24 protein-coding genes are annotated in these 25,836 nt (G+C 41.8%); 23 read left to right on the top strand and 1 reads right to left on the bottom strand.

Annotated features, from left to right (window positions below; translation table 11 throughout):
• Window position 1 precedes the first annotated feature (1 nt).
• The 23 genes from ACOYVE_RS04335 (at window position 2) to ACOYVE_RS04225 (ending at window position 25,499) form a co-directional block, all read left to right on the top strand.
• Complete coding sequence (locus ACOYVE_RS04335) at window positions 2-1,141, top strand: quinol:electron acceptor oxidoreductase subunit ActD (RefSeq protein ID WP_014854723.1); 1,140 nt, start codon at window positions 2-4, stop codon at window positions 1,139-1,141.
• A 22-nt stretch (window positions 1,142-1,163) separates the two neighbouring features.
• Window positions 1,164-2,339, top strand: coding sequence for a quinol:cytochrome C oxidoreductase (locus ACOYVE_RS04330; RefSeq protein WP_422880989.1), 1,176 nt, complete (start codon window positions 1,164-1,166; stop codon window positions 2,337-2,339).
• Between the two features lie 2 nt (window positions 2,340-2,341).
• Entirely contained in the window at window positions 2,342-3,271 is a 930-nt protein-coding gene (locus tag ACOYVE_RS04325) for a c-type cytochrome (protein WP_014854721.1), read from the top strand.
• 1 nt (window position 3,272) lies between these two features.
• Window positions 3,273-4,043, top strand: coding sequence for an SCO family protein (locus tag ACOYVE_RS04320; protein WP_014854720.1), 771 nt, complete (start codon window positions 3,273-3,275; stop codon window positions 4,041-4,043).
• Between the two features lie 7 nt (window positions 4,044-4,050).
• Window positions 4,051-5,691, top strand: coding sequence for a cytochrome c oxidase subunit I (gene ctaD / locus ACOYVE_RS04315; RefSeq protein WP_422880987.1), 1,641 nt, complete (start codon window positions 4,051-4,053; stop codon window positions 5,689-5,691).
• On the top strand, window positions 5,681-6,322 hold the full coding sequence (locus ACOYVE_RS04310; protein WP_422880986.1) for a cytochrome c oxidase subunit 3 family protein: 642 nt from the start codon (window positions 5,681-5,683) through the stop codon (window positions 6,320-6,322). The genes ctaD and ACOYVE_RS04310 overlap by 11 nt, the downstream gene beginning before the upstream one ends.
• A gap of 9 nt (window positions 6,323-6,331) precedes the next feature.
• On the top strand, window positions 6,332-6,613 hold the full coding sequence (locus ACOYVE_RS04305; RefSeq protein ID WP_422880984.1) for a cytochrome C oxidase subunit IV family protein: 282 nt from the start codon (window positions 6,332-6,334) through the stop codon (window positions 6,611-6,613).
• Between the two features lie 9 nt (window positions 6,614-6,622).
• Window positions 6,623-7,246 carry a cytochrome c oxidase subunit II gene (coxB, locus tag ACOYVE_RS04300; protein WP_422880982.1) on the top strand — a complete coding sequence of 208 codons (624 nt, stop codon included), beginning with the start codon at window positions 6,623-6,625 and terminating at the stop codon, window positions 7,244-7,246.
• A 3-nt stretch (window positions 7,247-7,249) separates the two neighbouring features.
• On the top strand, window positions 7,250-8,197 hold the full coding sequence (locus tag ACOYVE_RS04295; protein ID WP_422880980.1) for a protoheme IX farnesyltransferase: 948 nt from the start codon (window positions 7,250-7,252) through the stop codon (window positions 8,195-8,197).
• Window positions 8,198-8,207: 10 nt separating this feature from the next.
• Window positions 8,208-9,548 carry a c-type cytochrome gene (locus ACOYVE_RS04290; protein WP_422880978.1) on the top strand — a complete coding sequence of 447 codons (1,341 nt, stop codon included), beginning with the start codon at window positions 8,208-8,210 and terminating at the stop codon, window positions 9,546-9,548.
• A 181-nt stretch (window positions 9,549-9,729) separates the two neighbouring features.
• The gene (locus tag ACOYVE_RS04285) at window positions 9,730-10,854 is read left to right on the top strand and encodes an aldose epimerase family protein (protein WP_422880976.1); all 1,125 of its coding nucleotides are present in this window, start codon (window positions 9,730-9,732) and stop codon (window positions 10,852-10,854) included.
• A 32-nt stretch (window positions 10,855-10,886) separates the two neighbouring features.
• Window positions 10,887-12,641, top strand: a complete 1,755-nt coding sequence (locus ACOYVE_RS04280; RefSeq protein WP_422880975.1) for a sodium:solute symporter — start codon at window positions 10,887-10,889, stop codon at window positions 12,639-12,641.
• A 6-nt stretch (window positions 12,642-12,647) separates the two neighbouring features.
• Complete coding sequence (locus tag ACOYVE_RS04275; RefSeq protein WP_422880973.1) at window positions 12,648-14,348, top strand: ribulokinase; 1,701 nt, start codon at window positions 12,648-12,650, stop codon at window positions 14,346-14,348.
• A complete protein-coding gene (locus ACOYVE_RS04270) occupies window positions 14,348-15,055 on the top strand; it encodes an L-ribulose-5-phosphate 4-epimerase (RefSeq protein ID WP_422880972.1) in 708 nt (235 codons plus the stop codon). The genes ACOYVE_RS04275 and ACOYVE_RS04270 overlap by 1 nt, the downstream gene beginning before the upstream one ends.
• Complete coding sequence (araA, locus tag ACOYVE_RS04265) at window positions 15,052-16,548, top strand: L-arabinose isomerase (RefSeq protein WP_422880970.1); 1,497 nt, start codon at window positions 15,052-15,054, stop codon at window positions 16,546-16,548. The genes ACOYVE_RS04270 and araA overlap by 4 nt, the downstream gene beginning before the upstream one ends.
• A 47-nt stretch (window positions 16,549-16,595) precedes the next feature.
• The gene (locus ACOYVE_RS04260) at window positions 16,596-17,180 is read left to right on the top strand and encodes an HAD family hydrolase (RefSeq protein ID WP_422880968.1); all 585 of its coding nucleotides are present in this window, start codon (window positions 16,596-16,598) and stop codon (window positions 17,178-17,180) included.
• A 1-nt stretch (window position 17,181) separates the two neighbouring features.
• Window positions 17,182-18,036, top strand: coding sequence for a peptide chain release factor N(5)-glutamine methyltransferase (gene prmC, locus ACOYVE_RS04255; RefSeq protein ID WP_422880966.1), 855 nt, complete (start codon window positions 17,182-17,184; stop codon window positions 18,034-18,036).
• Entirely contained in the window at window positions 18,033-18,497 is a 465-nt protein-coding gene (gene dtd, locus ACOYVE_RS04250; protein ID WP_014854706.1) for a D-aminoacyl-tRNA deacylase, read from the top strand. The genes prmC and dtd overlap by 4 nt, the downstream gene beginning before the upstream one ends.
• On the top strand, window positions 18,494-19,396 hold the full coding sequence (locus ACOYVE_RS04245; protein WP_014854705.1) for a metalloenzyme: 903 nt from the start codon (window positions 18,494-18,496) through the stop codon (window positions 19,394-19,396). The genes dtd and ACOYVE_RS04245 overlap by 4 nt, the downstream gene beginning before the upstream one ends.
• The gene (locus ACOYVE_RS04240) at window positions 19,393-21,804 is read left to right on the top strand and encodes a DNA internalization-related competence protein ComEC/Rec2 (protein WP_422880964.1); all 2,412 of its coding nucleotides are present in this window, start codon (window positions 19,393-19,395) and stop codon (window positions 21,802-21,804) included. The genes ACOYVE_RS04245 and ACOYVE_RS04240 overlap by 4 nt, the downstream gene beginning before the upstream one ends.
• Before the next feature lie 49 nt (window positions 21,805-21,853).
• Entirely contained in the window at window positions 21,854-22,864 is a 1,011-nt protein-coding gene (murB, locus tag ACOYVE_RS04235; RefSeq protein ID WP_422880963.1) for a UDP-N-acetylmuramate dehydrogenase, read from the top strand.
• A gap of 20 nt (window positions 22,865-22,884) precedes the next feature.
• Window positions 22,885-24,267 (top strand): MFS transporter, encoded by a 1,383-nt coding sequence (locus ACOYVE_RS04230; RefSeq protein WP_422880961.1) that lies wholly within the window; start codon window positions 22,885-22,887, stop codon window positions 24,265-24,267.
• Between the two features lie 5 nt (window positions 24,268-24,272).
• Complete coding sequence (locus ACOYVE_RS04225; protein WP_422880959.1) at window positions 24,273-25,499, top strand: anion transporter; 1,227 nt, start codon at window positions 24,273-24,275, stop codon at window positions 25,497-25,499.
• Here ACOYVE_RS04225 and ACOYVE_RS04220 read toward each other — a convergent pair.
• Window positions 25,496-25,819, bottom strand: coding sequence for a heavy metal-binding domain-containing protein (locus ACOYVE_RS04220; protein ID WP_014854700.1), 324 nt, complete (start codon window positions 25,817-25,819; stop codon window positions 25,496-25,498). The two genes, ACOYVE_RS04225 and ACOYVE_RS04220, sit on opposite strands and share 4 nt — an antisense overlap.
• Window positions 25,820-25,836: the final 17 nt, after the last annotated feature.

The following is a 25,836-nucleotide window of genomic DNA, read 5'->3' as shown; positions in this document are numbered from 1 at the left end:
GATGAAAGATAAAATTTTATACGGTTATTCCGCTTTGTTCGATAATCCCGATGATATAATTGAAGCCGCCGAAAAGACGGTGGACGCGGGATATAAAAAGTACGACGTTCATTCGCCGTATCCGATACACGGAATGCCGGAGGCGATGAAACTGCCGCCGTCGAAATTAGGCTACGTTGCTCTGGTAGTAGGACTATCGGGAGCGTTGACTGCTCTGCTCTTGATGTACTGGATTTCCGCAGTCGACTATCCGATAGTGATTGGCGGAAAACCGCTTTTTTCTTTCCCGGCGTACGTGCCCGTTATTTTCGAAGTAACTGTTTTGTCGGCTTCGATTGCAACCGTTCTTGCCATGCTCTTTATCTTTTTTAAGCTTCCGAACAACGCTCATCCGTTGCACGGCACAGATTACATGAAACAAGTCTCGTCCGATAAGTACGGTTTGTTTATTCATGCCGAGGATGATAAGTTTAATGAAGAAGAAGTAAAGAGATTTTTGGAATCGTTACGCGCTAAAGAAATATCCCCCGTTTATTATGACGAAAACGAAATTTCATTCAAACCGCGACTGCTCGAACCGAAATTTATAATGTTTCTTTTGGCGACTGCGGTTATTACGTCGGGCGCTACTTATTTTACGCTCAATAAATTATTGTTTATGGTTCCGTTTAATTGGATGATGGAGCAGGATAAACTGACGCCTCAATCCGTAAGCTCTATATTTGCAGACGGTTTCGGCATGAGACCTCCTGTAGAAGGTACCGTTGCCAGAGGCGAAGAGTTTTATCCTTATAAAAATATGCCCGAGGAAGCGGGCAAGTATTTGATAAACCCTCTCCCGATGTCGAAGAAAGTGTTGAAGCTCGGCGAAAAAAAATATGATATTTATTGCAGCCCCTGTCACGGATATCACGCGGAAGGCGACAGCAGGTTGAGAGGTCAGTTTCCTAATCCTCCCTCGCTCCACTCCGAAAAAGTAAGAAATTGGAGCGACGGTCGTATCTTTCACGTTATAACCGAAGGACAAAACGCCATGCCGTCGTATTCTACGCAATTAAACGAAGAAGAAAGATGGGCGGTGGTTAATTATGTAAGAGCTTTACAGAGGGCGTTGAACGCCAGGGAAACCGATTTAAAATGAGTAATAAAAATTCGGAATAAATATGGACATAGTTTACCAGAAAAAAAATATACCCGCTAAAGTTACTAACGCCGGATATATTCTCCTGATTGCGGGGATTGTTCTCTCGGTATTCGGTTATATGACGGATCTCGAAAGAAGCGCGTTTAATAATATTATTCTGTTGACTTTTATTATCAGCGTTGGCGTAGGCGCTTTGTTTTTGATTGGCTCGGAATATCTTTCTGGCGCGGTATGGAGCGTCCCTTTCAGAAGAATAGTTGAATTTATTGCCGCATCCGTTCTGGTGGTTCCGTTTGTAGCTTTGCCCGTTCTGGCGAATATGGGTCATATATTTCACTGGATGCATCCGGAAGCGGTTGAAATGGATGAATTGCTTAAAAGCAAAGCTCCGTACCTCAATGTCGAGTTCTTCGTTATACGGGTAGCGGCGTTTATTGCAGTCTGGTGGCTCTTCTATTTCTTGCTTACTCGGAATTCGCTCAAGCAGGATGCAACTAAAGACCAGCAATTAACTAAAATTAATACTAAGATTTCCGCCGTCTTCATGCCTTTTTTTGCAATAACGATTACGTTTACGGCAATTGACTGGTTGATGAGCCTTGAACCGCACTGGTTCTCTACTATCTTCGGCGTCTATTATTTTTCGGGTACGGTATTGGCGGGATTAGCAACCGCTACAATTGCAATCGTATTATTGTCTGAAAACGGTTATCTGGTCAAAGGTATTTCGTCCGACAACTATTACAGCTTGGGGGCGCTATTGTTTGCTTTTACAAATTTCTGGGCTTACATAGCGTTTTCTCAGTACTTATTGATTTGGTACGCAAATTTACCGGAAGAAACTATCTGGTTCCTGGAAAGGTGGGAAGGAAGCTGGAAGTATGTAAGCATAGGATTGATATTTATAAGATTTGTTATACCGTATTTCGGACTGCTTTCGCAGCCCTCCAAAAAAGATCCGCGCCGTTTGGTTGTTATGTCGTTTGTGATTCTGATTGCGCACTATTACGACCTTTACTGGATGGTAATGCCTACATTTGCAAAAGAAGGTTTTGTGTTTGGCTGGATCGAAATCGGATTTATTCTTTTAGCTGCCGGAATTTTATTGACAATATTCAGTTATATGGCAAATAAACACAACATGGTCGCAGTTGGCGATCCGAAACTAAAACGCGGAATAGATTTCAGATTATAACTATGGAAAAAAAGATAAAAGTAGAAGACGAAATTAAATTCAGAGAACTTCTGAAAAATCCCGTCCGATTATTCGGATGGTTTTTCCCTTATTTTCTATTGATTCTTTTAATGGCGGGCATTTATTTCGGTCATAATCTGATAACGATTTCTTTTAACGAGCAGCCTGTGGGCGTTAAAGACAGTTCGATTGTAAAAAAAGAAATTGTACAGACAAAAGGCGGCATTATGCCGGCAGTCGATCTTAATAAAGTCAAATCTCCTTCGGAGGAAATGCTGGCTCACGGCAAAGAATTGTACGACGCAAATTGCCAGTCGTGTCACGGCTCCGAAGGTAGAGGCGACGGACCTGCCGGAGCGGCTTTAAATCCCAAACCTCGAAACTTTCATCAGCAAGACGGATGGACAAACGGCAGAACTATCGACATGATGTACAAAACGCTGCAGGAAGGAATAATTCAAAACGGAATGGCGGCTTACGAATATCTGCCTCCCGAAGACAGATTTGCAATCATCCATTATATCAGGACTTTTGCGGAATTCCCCCCGGTAACAGACGAAGAATTGAAAAATATCGATATGCTCTATAATGTAACCGCAGGCGTCGAAATCCCGAATAAAATTCCGGTGAGCAAAGCAATTGATATTCTTACCGAAGAAAATCAAACGCTGTTAGAAAGAACATCGAGCATTGTAAAAAGAATAGAAGATGATAAGACTTCCAATTCTACTGCAAATATGATTATTCAATATACGTTTGACCTGAACAAACTGGTCTATGCCTTCTTATCGGACGGAAATATCACTTACGAAAAATTCAAAGCAATAAAGGGTAACTATCCGGTATCGGTAGGGTTAAAGCCGGGCATAGAAAAAATTAGAGAAGACGACCTGAAAAATATATATGATTATTTAATATCGATAAATAGATAAAATGAAAAAAATATTTATAACAACTTTTTTGGCGCTATTAATAACGACTAATTTTACGTTCGGACAAAAGCGCGTAGACGTAGGCGTAGACGAGCAACTGGGCAAATATATTCCCGACGACGCCCGGTTCGTAACGTCGACCGGCGACACCGTAAATTTGAAAAGTTTGATCGATAAACCGGCGCTGCTGGCGTTGGTTTATTATGAATGCCCCGGCATTTGCAGTCCTATGTTAAACGAATTGGCGTGGACTATCGATAAAGTTGATTTAGCGCCGGGCAGAGACTACAAAATTATTTCGCTCAGTTTCGATCACAGGGAAAAACCGGCGATTGCCGCCAAATGGAAAAAAAATTATCTTGAATCGATTAAAAAGAAAATAAGTCCCGAAGACTGGATATTTTTAACGGGCGACAGTATAAACATTAAGAAAGTTACCGACGCTGCGGGATTTTACTATAAACCCACAAAAGACAGCCAGTATGTTCATCCGGCTACTGTTATTGCGCTTTCGCCGGAAGGGAAGATTACGCGTTATCTGTTCGGCGTAACGTTCAATCCTTTCGACGTTAAAATGGCGATGCTGGAAGCAAAAGCCGGGAAAGAAAATCCGACTATTTCAAAAGTTCTTCAGTTTTGTTATAGTTACGATCCCGAAGGGCGCTCTTATACTTTGAATATAACGAGGATAATCGGCGCTATTATGCTGCTGGGGGTAGGACTCTTTGCAGCCGTATTATTATTCAAAAAAAGAAGTAAGACAACGGAGTAAAATAAAAATGGCAAACGGAGCTGTTGCAATAGAAGAAAAGAATTTTTATCAGCAGAGCACAAATAAATATTCGGGAATACTGTCCTGGTTGTTGACGACCGACCATAAAAGAATCGGATTGATGTATTTATACACAATTTCGTTTTTCTTTATCGTCGGCGTTATAATCGGAATTCTGATGAGGCTGGAATTAATTGCGCCCGGCAAGACGATAATGGACGCGCAAACATATAATACATTGTTCACGCTTCACGGCGTAATAATGATTTTTCTTTTTATTGTTCCGGGCTTGCCGGCGATATTCGGAAACTTCTTCCTGCCTATTCAGATAGGAGCGCGCGACGTGGCATTCCCAAGATTGAATTTGCTCTCTTATTATGTTTATGTTGCCGGGGCAATTCTTGTTTTTATTTCTTTGTTCCTGCCGGGCGGACCGATTGATACCGGATGGACTTTTTACATACCGTACAGCGTACGCAGTTCAACGAATGTTTCGATGGCGATATTCGCGGCTTTTGTGCTCGGATTTTCTTCAATATTAACGGGAATAAATTTTGTAACCACCGTGCATCGTTTACGGGCGCCGGGAATGACTTTTTTCAAAATGCCGCTTTTCGTATGGGCTACTTACGCCACCGCATGGATTCAAATTATTGCAACGCCGGTCATCGGTATTACAATATTGTTGGTTATTATTGAACGCGCATTCGGAGTGGGAATCTTCGATCCTGCATTGGGCGGCGATCCGATTTTATATCAACATCTGTTCTGGATCTACTCGCATCCGGCAGTCTATATTATGATACTGCCGGCAATGGGCGTAGTCTCGGAAATCATTCCGACATTTGCAAGGCGTACGATTTTCGGTTACAAAGCTATTGCAATGTCGTCGCTTGCAATTGCATTCGTCGGCTATCTTGTATGGGCGCATCATATGTTTACAAGCGGGATGAGCGACACAGCCAGATGGATATTTTCTCTACTGACGTTTATTGTGGCTTTGCCCAGCGGCGTTAAAGTTTTCAACTGGGTCGCCACTATGTATAAAGGCTCAATCGATCCGCAGACTCCGTTTTTGTGGGTGATGGCGTTTATAGTGCTCTTCTCGATCGGAGGTTTGACTGGTTTGGTGCTCGGTTCTTTGGCGACGGACGTCCATTTGCACGACACGTATTTTGTAGTGGCGCATTTTCATTATGTAATGTTTGGAGGAACAGGCACAATCTTTTTTGCCGCTCTTCATTACTGGTTCCCGAAAATGTTCGGCAGAATGTATTTTAAGAAACCAGCCAATATAGCGGTTCTGCTTTTCTTTATCGGATTCAATATGCTCTATTTTACAAAGTTCATTATGGGATATATGGGAATGCCGAGAAGATATTACGATTATCTGCCGCAGTTCGCCACATTGCAGGAAATATCCACAGTCGGTTCGTGGATTCTGGCGCTGGCAATATTTATAATGTTAGGCAATTTAATCTATTCATTGCGCAAAGGTCCGAAAGCGGGTCCGAATCCGTGGGGAGGCGTTACGCTTGAATGGCATATACCTTCTCCGCCGCCAATGGAAAATTTCAAAGAAATACCTACAATTACTCATGAACCATATGATTTCAGCCAGCTCAAGGAGATGAAAAATGAATCATAACAGCGTTGCCGGTAACGAAAATAATCATACAGCGGCGCACGTGCATCGCGACGATGTGGGAGCTAAATTGGGTATGTGGCTGTTCCTGTTTACCGAAGTCCTTTTGTTCGGAGGAATGTTTCTGGCATATGCCGTCTACAGATACCAGTATCCCGACCAATTCCGTATTGCGGCTATGGAACTCAATACCGGTATCGGAACGCTTAACACCGTAATTCTTCTGACGAGCAGTCTTACGGTCGCTCTTTCAATTGCGGCTATTCAGAAGAAAAATAAATTTTTGTCGATTTTAATGCTTTCGCTTACGGTTGTGTTTGCCCTGATGTTCATGGTAAATAAATATTTCGAATGGATGACAAAAATAGACCATGGCATTTTCCCGGGCTCCGAAGAATTATTGGGTAGACCGAACGGTCAGATCCTCTTCTTTGGTCTCTATTATGTAATGACGGGGCTGCATGGTCTCCACGTATTTATCGGCGTTATTGTGCTCTTGTTTATGCTCTATTTTTTAATAAAGAACGATATTACACCCGATAATTATACAAAACTGGAAAATGCCGGACTTTACTGGCATCTTGTGGATTTGATCTGGATATTTCTTTTCCCGCTCTTTTATCTTATACAGTGAGGCATCGAAATGGAAAATAAAAAACATATTATCGGTTACAACGCTTATATTATTGTTTGGTTATCGTTATTGGCGTTAACTACAATCACGGTATCCGTTGCCGGCATCCATTTGGGAGATTATACATTACTTATTGCGATGTTTATAGCCGCAATAAAGTCGGCGTTGGTAATTAATATTTTTATGCATATAAAATTCGACGAGCCGATTTTTAAAGTGTTCCTGGCTCTCAGCGGATTAACATTATTGATAATTTTTGTATTAACATTTTTTGATTTTATTTATCGTTGAGGTTTAAAAATGTCGCCTGCACCGTCAGTACATACGGAAACAGTTGATTTTGTAATGCTCTATATAGTCGGAATCTCGGTTATACTCCTTCTGGGCATTACGATTACAATGATTTATTTCGTTTTCAAATACAACCGAAAAAAAGGCCACAGGCCGGTTGATATCCACGGCAATATATGGCTCGAAATAGTTTGGATCGCAATTCCCACGCTAATCGTATTGTCGATGTTCTATTACGGGTATACTGGATTCAGCGAAATAAGAAAGATTCCCGAAAATGCGTTTGAAGTGGACGTTACGGCAAGAATGTGGTCGTGGGAATTTAATTATAAAAACGGATTGCGAACAGATACTCTCTATGTGCCCGTAAACAAGCCGGTGGTACTGAAATTGAAATCGATGGATGTAAATCATTCGTTCTATATACCCGCTTTCAGAATCAAAGAAGATGCAATTCCCAATAAGGTAAACTTTCTCTCTTTTACGGCGGCTAAGCCGGGAGACTACGACGTTGCGTGCGCCGAGTATTGCGGCTTGAACCATTCAATGATGTACACTAAAGTGGTTGCTATGGAAAAGTCCGATTTCGAAAAATTGTATAACCAAAAGAAAACAGTTGAAGAAAGCGAATAGAATATGGCGGGATTATCTTACGGATTAACGGATATTAAAACCTTCGGCATTGCCGGTGTTAAAAATGCAATGGAGCTATTTTCCGAATTGGCAAAGGTCAAAATTACGGCTTTCGTCGCAATGTCGACGTCCGTAGGGTACATCCTTTATGCTGAAACCATAACCTGGCAAATGTTGATAGTTACGTTCGGCGTTTTTTTAATGGCTTGCGGTTCATCGGTTATAAACGAAATTCAGGAAAGAGAAAAAGATAAATTAATGGACAGGACCAAAGGCAGGCCTATACCGTCGGGCAGAATTTCGGTTCAGAGCGCAAGCGTAATTGCTCTGCTTTTGACGGCGGGAGCGGGATTAATAATTTATATCAGCTCCAATATTACCGCTTTGGCGCTTTCATTTCTAGCTTTGATCTGGTACAATGCTGTATATACGCCGTTAAAAAGAATTAATGCGCTTGCAATTATACCTGGTTCGCTGATAGGGGCGATACCGCCCGTTATCGGTTACACTGCCGCAGGAGGCGGTCTTTTCGATTTGCAAATTTTATCGCTGGCTCTCTTTTTCTTTATATGGCAAATACCCCATTTCTGGCTTCTACTGTTGCTGCATAGCAAGGATTATGAAAAGGCAGGCTTCCCCGTGCTTACTTCGAATTTCTCCGAGTCGCAGTTAGGCAGAATAACTTTCGTCTGGATAGTAGCGTTGGCCGTAAGCAGTTTGTTTATTCCGTTTTATTCGGTCAATTTCAGTATCTATTCTTTTATGGCTTTTCTGCTACTTAGTATCTGGCTCATATTCGATACGAAAAATATTCTTAAGACCTACTTTTACGATAAAGGAGCCCGCGTCAAGAGAGTGTTGTTCAAAGAAGCGTTTATAAAAGTTAATCTGTTCGTGCTTGTAATTACCGTAATAATTTCAATAAGTAAATTATTCCTAACAGAAATTTAATGGTTCGTATATGGAATTCTTAGACAAATATGTTTTGCCCCAATCTGCGCATCATATGATTCTTCTGAAGTATCTGATGGCGCTGGCATTATTGATTTTTATTCCTTACATCAGTTTGCTTATTGGGTCGCTGACTTTTTCTCTTGTCTTTAAGAACAAGAGCGCAAAAAATAATAATGCCGTTTATTATAAATTTTCGAAATTCCTTATCGATTTGACAACCTTCAACAAGGTGTCTGCGCTCGGATTGGGATTGGCGCCCTTACTGAGCATATCATTCGGTGTGGCTCAGCTTTTACACCTTTCGGACGTACCGGCAGCAGGCTATATATTGCTTTCTTCCATATTTTATATCGCCGCTATAATATTTATTTATACGTTCAAATACAGCTTTCATCTGAGAGATATATTGGGAGCGGTAACAGAGAATGAAAATATTAAAGAAGAAATTAAAGAAGAATCGTCTTTCTACCTGAGTAGCGCCAATAAGCTTTTGAGGAAATCCGGCTTTTTCGGACTCGCTTTGTTATTAGTTTCCGTGTATTTGTTTGTAGGGGCGTTGAACTTGACTACACGGCCTGAGCTATGGGACTCAGGTAATTATTTTATTAATTTAATCTTTTCATTACAAACCGTAGTCGGATTCTTACAGATAATTTTATTCGCATTCGGGTTTACCGCCGCTTTTATAATTTATAGATCATATTCCTCCGAGGCAATTAAATCGGATGAAAAATACTTCGACTTTATAAAGAACTTCGGATTAAAAACAGGCCTGGTTATTTCGATAATACTGCCTTTATTTATAATCCTGTCGATAATGGTAAAATCGAACCAGGCATTGTCGTACAATCTTTTTGCCTATACGCTTTTGGCGCTCTTCGTAGTAATGTTTATAAGCGTTCTGTTTTATCTTATGATAAGGGACGCTCAATTAAGATACGCATCGTCGTTAGTCTATTTATTCGTTCTGGCGGTCTTCTTCGTTGTAATGCAGGAATATTCTTCGTTGGATACGGCGACAAAGAAACAATTTGCATTCCTCGCTGCAAATTACGATGAATATAAATCCGCTCTGGAAGAAGAATACGGCTTGAAGAAAGTAGTAATAAACGGCGCGGATATTTACAATGGGAAATGTATCGCATGCCATCAATTCGACAAGAAATTGGTAGGCCCGCCTTATAACGAAACGCTCCCCAAATACGAAGGCAAGAAAGAAGAATTGGTCAAATTTATTTTGAATCCGGTAAAAATAAATCCCGATTATCCCGCCATGCCGAACCAGGGTCTCAAACCGGCCGAAGCAGAAGCCGTTGCGGACTATCTGTTGAGCACGTACAAAAAATAACTTTTTGTGGGTATCCTTATAATTTCGGGATACCCAGCATTTCATGGATTTCACTTCAAAGTCTCTAAAAAAAAGTTTTGAAAAAAGTAATTATAGTTTTATTATTCATTTCAAGAATTTTAAATTGTATTATTTCTTTAAGTATCCGGCAATATTTTTATTAATTTTATAGGGCATTGTTATGGGGAGAATAACAATTATTTTGCTGGCGGTTATTATATTATCGTGCAATTCGGACGACGGGAACAAAATAATTCAAGAAAATTTCGGCGTTGCTCCGGACGGTTCCCCCGTCTTTCTCTACACAATGAAAAATTCAAACGGCATGACCGTTAAACTTACCAATTACGGAGCTACTTTGGTTTCGATCGTAACGCCCGACAAAGACGGTAATTTTGCCGACATTATCGCCGGCTTCGATTCTTTGAGCGGTTACGTTAACGACAATTCCTTTATAGGAGTTACCGTAGGAAGATATGCCAACCGAATTGGCAAAGGAAAATTTAAAATCGATGATCGCGAATATCAGCTGACAATTAATGACGGCAACAATCATCTCCACGGGGGCGTTAAAGGATTTCATAAATTGGTGTGGGATTCGGAAATCGTTACCGACGATACGAGCTCATATGTGGTTATGAAACTGCACAGCCCGGACGGCTACGAAGGCTACCCCGGTAACGTTGATGTGAAAGTGAAATTTTCTTTGAATGATAATAACGACTTGCTCATTGAATACGCGGGCACAACCGATAAACCTACCATTTTAAACCTTACCAATCACGCGTATTATAACCTTTCTGGTAATTTTGAAAATACAATATTAGATCACATCCTGACAATTAATGCGGATAATTTTACGCCTATTGATTCTGAATTAATTCCTACGGGAGAAATTGCGCCGGTTGAAAATACTCCAATGGATTTCAGAAAACCGACGGCGGTCGGAGCGCGTATTAACGAGGACTACATTCAGCTGAAGTACGGAAAAGGATACGACCATAATTGGGCTCTTAATGAATACGACGGTAATGTAAGAAAAGCCGTAACCCTATCCGATCCCAAAAGCGGAAGAGTTTTGGAAATATTTACCGATCAGCCGGGTATGCAGTTCTACTCCGGGAATTTTTTGAACGGTACAATTACAGGCAAGGGCGGAATAAAATATAATTACAGAACGGCTCTATGCCTGGAACCTCAATTTTTTCCCGATTCTCCGAACAAAGACAATTTTGCTTCGCCTCTGTTAAAACCGGGCGATATCTACCGTCAAAAAACGGTATATCACTTCGGCATTATGAAATAATCGATATTTTACAACAAATAGACGGTACCGTTATGAGCACACTTTACACTCTCGACTGGATTATAATATTTGGCTATTTTGCCATCATTCTGGGAATTGCCTGGTGGGTTATCAAGAAACAGAAAAAAACCACCGACGATTATTTTTTGGCAGGCAGGCACCTGGGATGGTTTATTGTAGGAGCTTCTATTTTTGCATCTAATATCGGTTCCGAACACATTGTAGGTTTGGCGGGTTCGGGAGCTACCGACGGCGTTGCGATGGCTCACTATGAACTCCACGCCTGGTGTTTGCTGGTACTGGGCTGGGTAATGGTGCCTTTCTATCTTCGTTCCAGAGTTTATACCATGCCTGAATTTCTGGAACGACGATTTTCTCCGACTGCGCGTACAGTGCTTTCCGGAATTTCATTGGTAGCTTACGTATTAACTAAAATTGCAGTCGGGGTATTCGCCGGAGGAATTGTTTTTTCCGTCCTTCTGCCGGATATCAATTTCCTCGGACTCGACAGTTTCTGGATCGGTTCCATTCTCGTAATTGTTATAACGGGTGTTTATACGGTATTGGGCGGTATGGCTGCAGTAGCCTATACCGAAGCGCTTCAAACAATAATACTTATTATCGGTTCGATTCTCGTTACTTATTTCGGGTTGCAGTATCTGGGGGGCTGGAGCGAATTGAAAGCAATCGCGGGTTCGGAAATGTTCAACTTGTGGAAACCCCTTGTACCGGCGGGAGTCGAAGCTACCTGGGCGCCGGTAAAAGAAGCGGGCAGAATGGCTTGGTATTTTAACGATAATTATCCTTGGATCGGAATGCTCTTTTGCGCTCCGATTATAGGGCTGTGGTACTGGACTACAGATCAGTACATTGTTCAACGCGTTTTGTCCGCTCAGAACGAAAGGGAAGCCAGAAGAGGTTCTATTGCAGCGGCTTTCTTTAAATTATTACCGGTTTTCATTTTTATTATTCCCGGCATTATTTTTTATGCCCTGGCAGTAAGCGGAAAAGTGCCCGCTTTTCAGGAACAACTGATCGGTCCCGACGGACAGGTTATTCGCGACAATGCGCAACAGGCATTTCCGATGATGGTCGCTCATATTTTACCTGTAGGTATCAGGGGATTGGTTGTCGCCGGCCTTCTGGCTGCGTTAATGAGTTCGTTAGCCGGCGTATTTAATGCGTGTTCAACTCTTTTCACCATCGATTTTTACTCGCGATTAAAACCGCATGTAACGCAAGAAAAACTTGTCTGGGTGGGAAGAGTGGCTACAACCGTGATGGTCATAATCGGCTTGCTTTGGCTGCCTGTAATTCGCGGCGGTAAAGGTTTGTACGACTATCTGCAGGGCGTTCAGGCTTATCTTGCCCCTCCGATTTTCGTCGTTTTCTTTGCGGGAATATTTAATAAACGCCTGAATGCCAAAGGCGCTCTGGCGGCTTTATTCAGCGGTTTTGCTCTCGGAATTTTCAGGCTCGCTATCGACACTCCGGTCAAACTCGTCTCCGGCTTCCAGTACGAACAGGGTTCCCTCTTATGGATATTAAATAATATCTTTTTCCAATATTACAGCCTTCTGATCTTTTTGGTAAGTCTTATAGTAATGTATGCGGTAAGTTATGCGACGGAAGAACCTGAATACGAAAAAATAAAAGGACTGACTTTCGGTACGATTACGGATGAACACAGAAGGGAATCCCGCGCAAGCTGGAATGCCGTAGATGTAATTGCTTCAATTATAGTCGTTCTAATGATTCTCGGCGCTTATATCTATTTCAGCGGGTAATATATAATGGCAAAATACACAATTGGACTCGACTTCGGTACGAATTCCTGCCGTTCCCTGATTGTTGAATTAGGGAACGGCGCGGAATTAGCCAGCTTTGTTTTTCCGTACCCTACTGGGGAAAACGGGGTAATAGTTGATCATAAAAATCCCGAATTGGCAAGACAAAACGCTGCCGATTATTTAAAGGGCGTTGAAGTTACAATTAAAGAAGCTCTTCGTATCGCTAAAGAAAAAAATCCCGAATTTAAAAACGAAGACGTTATCGGAATCGGCGTCGATACAACCGGCAGCAGCCCGATGCCCGTAGACGAAAGAGGTCAACCTTTAAGCGGATACGATAAATTCAAGGACAATCCCAACGCTTATGTTTGGCTCTGGAAAGACCATACCAGTTATGAAGAAGCGGCTTTCATAACAAAAGTGGCTTCGGAAATACGCCCTCAATATTTAGCTAAAATCGGCGGCGTTTATTCATCGGAGTGGTTCTGGAGTAAAATACTCCATTGCAAAAATATCGATCCGGAAGTGTTCGAAGCCGCGTACAGCTGGGTGGAAATTTGCGACTGGATTCCCGCCGCGCTTGCGGGCAATACGAATCCGAAAGAAATCAAAAGAAGCGTTTGCGCTGCAGGTCATAAAGCTATGTTCAGCAAACAGTGGGGAGGTTTGCCCGATAAAGAATTTTTGAAAAGACTGTCTCCTGGACTGGAAGATTTACGAGACAGGCTTTATGATAAGGCGTATCCTTCGAATGTTAAAATAGGCAACCTTTCGCCCGAATGGGCTGAAAAGCTCGGACTGAGTCCTAATACTTCAATAGCCGTAGGCGCGTTCGATGCTCATATGGGAGCGGTAGGAGCAGGTATCAAAAAAGGCACTCTTGTAAAAATTATCGGCACAAGCACGTGCGATATTATGATTCATCCGTGTAACGAAAATTTGAACGATATCGAAGGGGTCTGCGGCATTGTCGACGGCTCTGTTATGGAAGACTACTTTGGCATCGAAGCGGGTCAATCGGGTGTAGGCGACATTTTCCTCTGGTTTGTTAATAATCTCGTGCCGGATAAATTCGGCAATACAATCGACGATAAATTCAAAATACTCGGCGAAGAAGCGGATAAACTAAAACCGGGCGAAAGCGGTCTCCTGGCTCTCGACTGGAATAACGGCAACAGAACAATTCTCGTTGACGTCCGACTAACGGGTCTGTTAATCGGTCAGACGCTCCATACAACCGCGCCAGAAATTTACAGGGCGTTAATTGAGGCTACCGGATTCGGAGCTCTGAAAATTATCGACAGACTCGAAGAATACGGCGTTCATGTAGAGGAAGTAGTAAATTGCGGAGGACTCGCCGTTAAAAATAAATTATTGATGCAGATATACGCCGATATTACGAATCGTACAATGAAAGTATCCCGAAGCGAGCAAACTCCCGCGCTCGGCGCTGCAATATTTGCGGCGGTAGCAGCAGGAAAATCCGCGGGCGGCTACGATTATATAATTGACGCCCAAGAATCGATGACCGGTATTAGTAAAGTATACAACCCGATTCCGCAGAATCACGAAATATATAAACAACTTTATCGGCTTTATTCGCAGCTGCACGATTCTTTCGGCGCAAAAGATTATAAGGAAAATCTTTATAACGTCATGAAGGATTTATTAAATATAAGAGATAAAGTCAGGAGCGGTGAATAATGCTCGAAAATTTAAAAAGAGATGTGTTTGACGCCAACCTTCGACTTGTGGAATACAATCTGATTATTTCTACCTGGGGAAATGTAAGCGGCATCGACAGGGATAAAAACCTCGTCGTAATTAAACCGAGCGGCGTCGACTACGACGAAATGACAGCCGACGATATGGTTGTGGTCGATATGAACGGGAACGTTGTCGAAGGCGAACTGAAACCTTCTTCCGATACTCCCACTCATATTGAACTTTACAAAGCTTTCCCCGGTATTAACGGCATAACTCATTCTCACAGCGCTTATGCAACGGTTTTTGCACAGGCGCTTATGGAAATTCCGTGCCTCGGCACTACCCACGCAGACAATTTTTACGGTTCTGTGCCGCTTACGAGATTTTTGACCGAAGACGAAGTTTTAAATGATTATGAAAAAAATACCGGTCTGGTTATAATCGAAAGATTGAAGGGGATGAATATCGAATCGGTTCCCGGAGTGCTGGTAGCCGGACACGGACCTTTTTGCTGGGGAAAAACTCCCGAAGAATCAGTCGAAAAAAATTTGATTCTCGAGAAAATTGCGGAAATAGCGTTTAAAACTTTGTCGTTGAATAAAGACGTTCAAAATCTGCCCGACTATATATTAAACAAACATTTTATGAGAAAACACGGTCCCAATGCCTATTACGGACAAATGAAACAACAGGGGGAAAAATGATTGATATTAATAAATATGAAATATGGTTTGCCGCCGGAAGCCAGCATTTGTATGGTCAGGAAACTTTGACCAAAGTCAAGGAGAACTCGGTTGCAATTGTAAATGAGTTTAACGCCAAAAACGAAATTCCGGTTAAAATTGTTTTTAAAGACGTTTTAACAACGCCGTATGCCATTGCAAATCTGGCAATCGAAGCAAACAGCAACTCCAAATGCGCCGGCTTAATCTTCTGGATGCATACATTCTCGCCTGCAAAAATGTGGATAAGAGGATTGAACTTACTGAACAAACCTTTTTTGCATCTCCACACTCAATTTAATCGCGACATTCCGTGGGACAGCATCGATATGGATTTTATGAATTTGAATCAGGCTGCTCACGGCGACCGCGAATTCGGGTTCATCTGTACGCGAATGGGATTAAACAGAAAGGTTGTAACTGGACACTGGCAGAATGCAAATGTCATTAATAAAATCTCCGTGTGGGTTAGAGCCGCAATTGCGTGGGCTGATTCTCAGGGGGCGCGTATTGCGCGCTTCGGAGACAATATGAGAGATGTAGCCGTGACGGAAGGGGATAAAGTCGAAGCTCAGATAAAACTCGGCTATTCGGTTTACGGTTTCGGAGTCGGCGATTTGGTTGCGTATGTAAATAAAGTAAGCGAATCAACGGTTAAAGAATTGATCGATGTTTATAAGAAGTCATACAAAATAAATACGCCTTTCAAAGAAGGCGATGAAAATTACCGCCGTCTTTACGAAGCGGCAAAAATAGAAGCAGGAATGAGAAGTTTTTTGGAAGAGGGAAACTTCGTAGGCTTTACTACCACATTTGAAGACCTCCACGGATTGAGCCAGCTTCCCGGCATTGCCGTCCAACGTTTGATGGCTGAAGGATACGGTTTTGGCGCGGAAGGGGATTGGAAAACAGCCGCTCTTGTAAGAGCCGTTAAAGTGATGTCTTCCGGTTTGAAAGGCGGAACGTCGTTTATGGAAGATTACACTTATCAATTCGACCCTTCTAATCCGCTTGTGCTCGGCGCTCATATGCTCGAAGTCTGCGAATCGATAGCCTCCGAAAAACCGACGCTCGAAATTCATCCTTTATCTATCGGTGGGAAAGACGACCCGCCTCGATTGGTTTTTGACGTCGCTCCCGGCAGCGCTCTCAATGCGTCTCTGATTGATATGGGCAACCGTTTCCGGTTAATAGTCAATAACGTTAAAGTTGTCGAACCGGAACATAAACTTCCCAAACTGCCCGTTGCACGAGCGTTATGGAAACCGGAACCCGACCTTCATACAGCGGCTACTGCCTGGATTTATGCGGGCGGCGCTCATCATACTTGTTTCAGTCAGTCCGTCACTCCGGAATATTTGTACGACTTTGCCGAAATGGCGGGCGTCGAATTCTTATTGATTGACAAATCGACAGAGATCAATCAGTTTAAAAAAGAATTGAAATGGAATGAAATCTATTATTCGGGGAAATAAGTATATTTGTACTTCCAAATTTTAGAATTTCTGAAAGGAGTACGAAAATGCAACCCGATCCTAAAGCCAGAGCGCTATTGTTCGATTGCGACGGCACTTTGGTAGATACTATGCCTCTGCATCTGAAAGCGTGGGAATACGCCATAAATTTTTACGGCTATAAATTCGATTATGATTTTTTCTTCTCGAAGAAGGGGATGCCGTCCAAGGAAATCATTCGGTTATATAACAAACAGTTCGGAACGAACGCCGACCCCGAAAAAATAGTAGCCGCCAAGAATGAATTTTTCAAACAACATGCCGATTCCATAAAACCGATCGACCCGGTTGCTTCGGTTGTCTATGAATACCACAATAAACTGCCGATGGCTGTAGTTTCCGGCGGTTCTAAAGATAATGTTATGCAGTCGCTGATTGTTACGGGACTCGATAAATACTTCGATTTGATTGTAACGGCTGACGACAATATCAAACACAAACCGGTTCCGGATATCTTTCTCTATGCCGCCGAGAAGTTGAGCGTAGAACCTGAATATTGCGTTGTATATGAAGACGGCGATTTTGGAGTGGAAGCGGCGAAAGCAGCCGGAATGATGATTGTCGACGTAAGAGATTTCATAGAAGTTGAATAACATGTTGACAGTTCTTAATGCCGTAACTTTGTCCGCAGAGTATCTTGAAAAAAAAGGCGTAGAGTCGCCGCGTTTGAATGCAGAGTTGTTGCTTGCCGATGTTCTTAAATGCAAGAGGATGGACCTTTATCTGCGCTTCGATCAACCTCTTAAAGAAGACGAAATAGACCGGTACAGGGAATTGATACGGCGCAGAGGAGCTAGAGAGCCTTTACAATATATTTTGGGTTATACCGAGTTTTACGGTCTGAAATTCGAAGTCAACGAATCCGCGCTTATTCCCAGACCTGAAACAGAACTGCTGGTGGAAAAAATTATTGAAATGTATAAAGACGAGGAATCGCTCAAGATTCTTGACATCGGAACAGGAAGCGGGAACATTGCCGTATCTCTTGCGCTGAATTTACATGGCGCCGGAATTGTCGCTATCGACAAATCCGAAGATGCGATTAAACTTGCGCAGCACAATGCAACTTTGCACGATGTTTCGGATTCAATTGAATTTATTAAAAAAGATATTTTTGAAAAATTTCCGTTGCCCGATATCCGATTCGATATTATTGTCTCTAATCCGCCGTATGTAAGCCATGATGAATATAATAAACTGCAGGAAGAAGTGGCTCGTTACGAACCCGGTATTGCGGTTACCGATTATAAAGACGGATACAGCTTTTATAAAAGAATTGCGGAATTGGCAAACCAATTTTTATCGCCCGGCGGAAGATTATTTTTCGAATTGGGACAGGGACAGTCGGCGGAAGTTAGTGCCATCATGAAGAAGTACGATTTTGACAATATAGAAATTGTCAGGGATTATCAAAAAATCGACAGAATAATATACGGGCAAAAATTATGAGAGCGTTGGTTCAAAGAGTTTCGGAAGGTTCCGTCACAATTGAAGAGCCGAAACATTTCGCTTCGATCGGGAAAGGTATGGTAATTCTGCTTGGCGTCAAAGAAGGCGACACGATTGAAGACGTAAACTTTGTGGCGGATAAATGCTGCAATTTGCGTATATTCGAAGACGGTCAGGGCAAAATGAATTTGTCCGTTAAAGATATCGACGGGGAAGCCCTCGTAATTTCACAATTTACGTTATACGGCGATACCAGACGAGGCAATCGTCCCAGTTTTTCGGACGCGGCAAAACCGGAAACGGCAAATGATTTGTACGAAAAGTTTATCGAAAGAATGAAATTTAATCTTGGCGAAGCGAAAGTTAAAAACGGTATTTTTGCAGCAATGATGCTTGTGAAAATTTTTAATGACGGTCCGGTAACATTACTCGTAGAATCAAAAGAAAAAGGAAATATGTGAAATCCGTTTTGATGATATTTATTGACGGGGTGGGAATCGGAAAAAAGGACTATATTAACAATCCCTTCTTCAAATACGATTTTAAGATATTCAAAGAACTTTTCGGCGAAATTCCGCATCTCGAAAAACGATATCTTGAAGGTAAAAACTCGTTTGTTTTTCCGATCGACGCATTGATGGGAGTTCCGGATATTCCGCTCAGCGGAACAGGACAAACGGCGATTTTCTGCGGCGTCAACGCTCCGAAAATTATCGGCAAACATTTCGGGCCGTATCCTTATTCGACCCTGGTTCCCATAATTAAAGAAAAAAATATTTTTATCGAACTGAAACGCAAAAGAAAGAAAGTTGCTTTTGTGAACGCATATCCGAAACAATTCTTCGATTATGTCAAAAAAGGAAGACGAATGCTGAGCGTTACTACGTTATCCTGTTTATTAAGCGGCGTAAAACTGAATAAGATAAACGACTTGCATAAAGGCAGAGCCTTGAGCGCGGATATCGACAATTACAGATTTGTCCATAAGATGAATTATAAATTAAAAGTTATATCGCCCGAATTGGCGGCAAGGAGACTCGTTCGCATAGCGTCCCGAAATCATTTTACATTGTTTGAATATTTTCATACCGATCACCTGGGACACGGGAGAAATCTCGATTTATTCGACCGTACAGTTAATACGCTCGACGGTTTTTTGCATAACCTTGTTAAAATTCTCCCCGATGAAATGACTCTTTTGATCTGTTCCGACCACGGAAACTTCGAGGACCTTACCGTAAGAACTCATACGCTCAATCCCGCTCTCGGTTTGGCATACGGAAAATATGCGGAGAGAATAGCTCCGCGCATTAAATCATTATACGACATTAAAAGTTCCATAATGGAGTTATATGAGTGAATGAATATCCGCTTATAAAATTCATAGTTTTTTTTATTTGCGGAATAATACTCGAATCAATCTTCAAACTTCCAATAAATATAATCTTCCCAGCGCTCTTAACGCTACTTATCTTATCGATCATTCTGTTTTCGAAAAGCAAATCAAATTACCACACATTTTTTGTAATGCTGTTGGTAATTTCCTCGGGAGCTTTCCACTACGCTCTCTCCGAATCCGAAAAATTTAGTTATCCTTATGCGCTCCCAAAATACAGACATGCCCGGCTCTACGGTAGAATTTCCGACATCGATTTGATAAGGAAAGACAGGCTGAACTTTACGGTTGACGTCGACAGCGTTAAATGGAGCGAAAGCATCTCAAAAAAGAAAGTAAAAATTTACTGCGCCATAATTTCTGCAAATAAAAACTTGCGAAGTATTTATAATGAAATTTCTGTGGGCAACCGGGTTCGTATGGAGGGGACATTAATGAAGGCACGAGACAAAAGGAATCCCGGCGAGTTCGATTATCAGGACTATCTTTTCAGGAGAAAAATAAGCGCCCTCTTTTATGTATATGATTCGGATAATTTTACACTGACGGATAGCGAGAGAAAATTCTTCCCCGATCTTGTATTTAAAATACGGCGCTCGATAGACAAAATGATATTTAGACAGCACGATTTTATCACGGCGTCATTGCTCCGCGGACTTTTACTGGCAGACAGAAATATGATCGATTACGAAATAAAAGAAAAGTTTATAAATGCGGGCGTTATTCATATTTTGGCAGTATCGGGACTACATGTAGGTTTTATTGCTTTTATATTTTTTGTTTTGCTCCAACGTATTAATATAACGATAAGATATTTGCTTACGGTATCAGGACTGGTTGTTTACATGATTATTACAAATTCCCCTCCTTCGGTTACGAGAGCGGTTATTATGGCTTCGGTCTATCTCATAGCCAAATATTTTGGCAGGGATTCTTCGCCGTTCAATACTCTTGCGATAGCCGCGTTTGTAATTTTATTAATCAATCCCGGCGAATTGTTCGAACCCGGTTTTCAGTTGTCGTTCGGCGCCGTGCTCTCTATTCTTGCGCTAACTCCGTATTTTAACAACGTGATAGCCGGACGTGAATATTTTAATCAAAAAAACAAAAGATGGCTTAAAAATATTTTATTGTTTATGACTGTATCTCTTGCCGCTCAAATTGGCACATTGCCGTTTACGATTATTTATTTTCACAAAGTATCGCTTATAGCGTTGTTGTCGAATCTTATTGTAATCCCGTTGGTTGGAATTATAGTATCCCTGGGAATCATAACTTTGGCGTTCTCGGCGGCGTTTCCGCTCCTGGGCAAATTATACGCGTCTGCCGCAATCCTTTTTTCCCATTTAATGTTAACGGTTACAGATTTTATCGGCTCGATAGATTTTGCTTATGTGAGAATTAATCAGTTTTCCTGGTACGACCTGATACTTTTTTATATCGTATTGATATTTCTTGGATATTTGTTGTATCGTTACAAAAATATCTCCTTCCGAGTTACGGCTGCAATCCTTTCGGGCGCCGTTATGATTTTATTTATGAAAATAGACAATTACGAATATTTCCCTCGCGATAACTTAACCATAATGGCAATCGATGTAGGACAGGGCGACTCATTCCTCATAGGACTGCCATCGGGCGAATATATGTTGATAGACGCGGGCAGCGCAACGGATTACTTCGATAACGGAAAGAGAACTATCATCCCGCTTATGGACTATCTGGGAATTGATGTGATTCGCTACGGTTTTATTTCTCATGTTGACAACGATCACTACGGCGGATTTCTATCGCTCATAAAAGAGGGCAGAGTTAAATATGTCTTCAAGCCGGAAATCGATTCGAGCGACGGGTCGGATATTGAACTGGAAAATCTTTTAATGAGTAAACAAGTACCGTATGAGTATTATGAAAATAATATTATTAAATATCCGAAATCCCGCATTTATGTTTTGAACGTTAATAAAGACGACGTTCTTCTAAATTCAAACGACAGAAGCGGAATTTTGAAAATTGTTTATGGGAGCACTTCGTTCCTCTTTACCGGAGACGCGTCAAAAAAAATTGAAAGCGTTCTTATAAATCGTTACGGCGAATTTCTGCGGTCGGATGTATTAAAAGTAGCGCATCACGGTAGCAAAACAAGCACATCAGAAAAATTTCTGGAATGCGTCAAACCTTCATACGCAATCATTTCCGCCGGCGAAGGAAATTATTTTAATCACCCGTCGCCGGAAATTATAGATTTGTTGAATAGGGAGAATGTGCGGATACTAAGAACGGATAAGCAGGGAGCCTTATTGTTGAGAAGCGACGGAGAAAATATTGAAGTTATTAATTGGAAAAAACTCGAAAGTGGGCTTATATTTTGAGTATGAATTACGGATATTTGTCAACCTCTAAATACGGAAACATTATTGGATGAAACGCCATCTTAATTTCTCGCTCAAAAAATATAACACCTTCGGCGTAGATTCTACAGCCAAAGAATTTATCGAATTCGATAACGAAGAAGAGCTGCTCGACTATTTTCGCAATAACTTTCCTGAAAAACATTTGATAATAGGAGGCGGCAGCAATCTCCTGTTTACGGGGGACTTCGACGGGACTGTAATTCATTACAATAAAAAGGGAATCGAAGTAATTTCTGAAAATGATTACGAAGTCTTGATTCGGGCATCTGCAGGCGAATCATGGGACGCTCTTGTGGAATTTTCGGTGCATAATCGATGGTACGGAATTGAAAATCTGTCGCTTATTCCGGGAACCGTCGGCGCGGCGCCGATTCAAAATATTGGAGCATATGGAGTCGAATTAAAGGATTGTTTGACAGAAGTGGAAGGCTTGAATTTATCGGATATGCAAAAGGAAATTCTGCCGGCAGACAAATGTAATTTTGAATACCGCTCAAGCATTTTTAAAGAAAAACTGAAAAACAAATTCTTGATCAGCGCGATCGTAATTAAACTTAGCAAATCAAAAAAATTGAACCTCGATTACCGCGCGTTAAAAGAATACTTCCATGACAAAAGTTTTGACGATATCGACATAGAAGACGTACGCAACGGAGTAATTGCCATAAGAAAATCGAAATTACCGGATCCGTCGGAATTGGGGAATGCGGGCAGTTTCTTTAAAAATCCCGCCGTGAACATAGACAGACTTGATTCTCTACAATCTTTATACAAGGACATTCCGTATCATAAGATCGACGAAAAAACTTATAAAATACCGGCTGCATGGTTGATTGAGAAATCCGGTATGAAAGGAAAACGCATGGGCAATGTGGGAGTTCACAAGAGCCAGGCGCTGGTAATTGTGAATTACGGCAACGCCTCGGGTAAGGAGATACTGGAATTTGCTGAAATTGTAAAAGGCGCTGTGTATGAAAATTTCGGAATTGAACTGGAATACGAAGTCAATATAATATAAGACAAAATCATGAGGTCTATATGTCTCAGGAGAATAATCTACTGAAAAACACATTAAAAGAGATAACTCAACCGTTCAAAGATCTGCTCCATACTTCGAGAGCTTTGTTCGGATTGAATTTATCCTATATGCTCGAAGGACTAACCTATTTCGGAATTGTCGGATTGCTTGCAATCTACTTTAATGAATATATCGGACTGGACGACATAAGAGCGGGAAACATGGTCGGATTTTTGACAGCCGGCATAACGCTGAGCATGTTATTTCTGGGAGCTACAGTCGACTGGATCGGATTGAGAAAATCCTTGTTGATTGCGCTCTCGGCTATGCTCGTCGGCAGAATTATATTAACGGTGTCGCCCACGTTGGGAGAGCCAGGATTGTGGGGCTCGGCGCATATTCTTTCGATGGTCGGAATACTCGGCATCATCATCGGTTATGGAATTTATCAACCGGCATGTTACGCAGGAGTAAAAAAATTGACCGACGAAAAAACAGCCGCTATGGGATACGCCATGTTATACGCTCTAATGAACCTGGGCGGTTTTCTGCCGGGTTTGATCTCGCCTCCCGTTAGAAAAGCTTACGGAATTCTCGGCGTCTTCTGGGTTTATGTGGCGCTGACCGTGGTGGGCATTTTTATAGTCTATTTCGTCATAACGAAAAATGCTTACGAGAAAGCCGTAGCGGAAGCTTCCCAAAATAAAAACGAAGAGGAAGAAGACGACGACGAATTGAAGAATATGACTTTCAAAGAAAAAGTGCAATTTTACGTTAAAAATTTCCCTCTGCGCGATTTTCGTTTCCTCTATTTTATTTTCATATTGATTCCGGTGCAGACGTTGTTCGCTCACAACTGGCTTACGTTGCCTCTCTATACAAGCAGAGCTTTCGAAGGATTCGTTCAGGACAACTTTGAATTTTTTGTAAATCTGAATCCGATACTTATCTTCATCTTAACGCCCATGGTTGCTGCTTTGACGACAAAAAGAAACACTTATAACATGATGATAATCGGCACATTTGTAATGGCATTCCCTACATTTATTCTTGCGCTCGGTCCGAATATCAATACTTTAATGGCATATCTGATTATAATGACAATCGGCGAAGCGATGTGGCAGCCGCGCTTTTTGCAATGGGTTGCCGAAATTGCCCCGAAGAATATGACGGGCATCTATATGGGAATCGGTCAGTTCCCCTGGTTCCTTACAAAGATTGTTACGAGCCTCTATTCAGGCTGGTTCCTCATGAAATATTGCCCGGCTGATACTCCGCCTTCTCAAATGAATACTGAAACAATGTGGTTCGTTTACGGACTGATTGCAATATTAAGTCCGCTCGGACTGCTCCTTGCCAAAAAGTGGATGATGAAAGGTTTTAAAGTTAAGCACGAAGGATAAGTTACTTGGATTGCGTTCGGATTGTCAGTCTGATAATAATTCTGATTACGCTATACGGAATTGCAGTCGGAAGGATTCCGAAATTCAGAATGAACAGAGCTTCGATTGCGCTTGTGGGTGCGGCTGCGCTGCTTCTCGCAGGCGCGATCGATTCCGTCGAGGCTTATCGCGCTATCGACATGGATACGATTGTTTTGCTCTTTTCAATGATGATTATCAACGGAAATCTGAGGCTGAGCGGCTTTTTTAAAATCTTGTCTTATAAGATTGTTAATTTTGCGCGGACGCCTTTTCAACTTCTGGCTCTGATAATTTTTTCATCCGGTATATTATCCGCTTTTTTCCTGAACGATACAATCGTGATTGTTTATACGCCATTGGTCATAGAAGTAGTAAGGTCCCTTAAAAGGAATCCGATACCTTATTTAATAGCGGTTGCGCTCTCCGCAAATATAGGCTCGGCGATGACGATTATAGGAAATCCGCAAAATATGATAATCGGTATTGCTTCGGGCATCTCTTTTGCGGATTATATGGTTTATCAGATAATACCGTCGGCATCCGGATTGTTGGTGGCGCTGATTATATTGAGATTTATTTATAAAAAAGAATTTCACCGAACGGTCTTCGATCAGATAGAGAGAGAGGAAGTTAAACCTTACAAACCGCTGTTAATGAAAAGTGTAATATCGACGTTCCTGATGGTCGCGTTGTTTTTTGTAGGAATGGAAATTCCGATTGCCGCTTTTGCGTGCGCGTCTCTATTGCTTGTCACAAGGCGTTTGAAGCCAGCCAGAGTATTCAAAGAAATTGATTGGTCGTTGCTTGTGTTTTTTTCAGCGCTTTTTGTGGTGACAAAATCGATTGATACTTCCGGATTAAGTTATTATCTGTCGAAGACAATAAATCCTTATCTGACGGAAAGTGTCTTATCGTTTTCATTGGCAACCGTATTTCTCAGCAATCTTATCTCGAATGTGCCTGCTGTCTTGCTGTTGAAACCGGTAATACCGGTAATGCCAAATCCGGAACAATCGTGGCTTATACTCGGGATGGCGTCAACATTTGCCGGTAATTTAACGCTTATCGGCTCGGTGGCAAATCTTATAGTAGCTGAGACCGCCAAAAAAGACAATATTACCATTACTTTCGTCGAGTATTTAAAATCCGGAATTATTGTCACTGCTATTACCGTAGCAATCGGAATTATCTGGTTTACGTTAATATTTTAGTCTTCTACTACAACGGCGGTGCCGCTTGCCGAAACCATCAACATACTGCCGGCTTGTCCCACAGTTTCGTAATCCAGATCTACGGCGATAACAGCGTTGGCTCCCATCATAGCGGCATCCTGCGCCATTTCATTAAGAGCAAGGTCTTTGGCGTTACGCAGTTCTTTTTCGTAAGTGGCGGATCTGCCTCCGACGATATCTCGTATTCCGGCAAAAATGTCTTTGATGATGTTCGCGCCCATTATGGCTTCGCCGCTTACTATTCCGAGATATTTTACGATTTTTTTCCCCTCGATTGTGTTGGTCGTGGTTATTAGCATTTATCCTCCGGATTGTG

The sequence above is a fragment of the Melioribacter sp. genome, assembly GCF_049325435.1.
GTDB classification, from domain to species: Bacteria; Bacteroidota; Ignavibacteria; order Ignavibacteriales; family Melioribacteraceae; genus Melioribacter; species Melioribacter roseus.
Note: the sequence above shows the minus strand (reverse complement) of the source record. Positions and strands in the feature narration are given on the sequence as shown.